Here is a 919-nt window from a genome sequence, read left to right on the forward strand (position 1 = left end):
AAGCAGATGGAAACAGGGCACGAACGGCCTTATGATAAGGTTCCCACATGTCAAGAATCACCGTTTGGACCCTTTCTTTCGACAGGACATTCTGGCTCAACAATTGGATGGCGGAGTCACATTGGCGATCGGCATGCATTCCCATGACCGATCCGGCTTTGGCATCCATCAATACGGTTTCATACTGATGTCCTTTTTTTACTGCGATTTCATCTAAGCTAAGCACCATCCCTTCTTGACAAGAGGACTCCGTTGCGGTTTGGCGCTCTTTTGCTTTTTTCGATGCGATGGAGTAGTAGTGTAAATTAGCACATTATTTCGGAACAAAATGGCCATTTTTTTGCAAATTCAAACGGGTTTTTGCGCGTTAATCCAGCAAAAATCTGGAGTATTGTGCAAATTTCCTCCCTTCTGTTTACAGAAAAACCGTTTGGTGGCTTGACATGGAGCCTCTGCGGACATGTTTTCTAGCGAAAGAGGCGAGCAGGAGCCCTTGTTTCGCTAGGCAACTAGCCTAACATGTCCGCCGCTCCATGTAAAGCCTGTGCTTCTGATTTTGTAAGTATATTCCAATCCGAAATAATTAGCTAATGTGCAAAACAAATAATTTGCAAATTTACAGTAGTAGATGCGTTCCAATGTCGTATATGGGATGTGGTGCTTTCGGCTAACCTCTTGAATGGTAGAGCCTTCACAAAGTTCATACAAGTGCTCACAAAATCGATTGGTGTAGTGTTGATTGGGTTGAATCGATTCCAAAGAGGCGGAAAACACTTGGGAACAATTCCAGCACCGATAGCGCTTTACCTTCACGAACAAGTACACGGGTTGATGGAAAATCGCCAAATCTCGTACTTTTCTTGTCCGTCTGTCGTGGACACAGGAAGTGGCAACCCCACAATGAGGGCAACGTTCCTGT

1 protein-coding gene and 1 pseudogene are annotated in these 919 nt (G+C 44.8%); both read right to left on the bottom strand.

Features of this window, described 5'->3' with window-relative positions; translation table 11 throughout:
* Window positions 1-298: pseudogene (locus tag JV16_RS14890) on the bottom strand (transposase); the annotation flags it as partial.
* 203 nt (window positions 299-501) lie between these two features.
* A partial coding sequence (locus tag JV16_RS15455; protein ID WP_244463849.1) for a transposase family protein occupies window positions 502-919 on the bottom strand: 418 nt, incomplete at its 5' end.

The sequence above is a fragment of the Anoxybacillus ayderensis genome, assembly GCF_000833605.1.
GTDB lineage: Bacteria > Bacillota > Bacilli > Bacillales > Anoxybacillaceae > Anoxybacillus > Anoxybacillus ayderensis.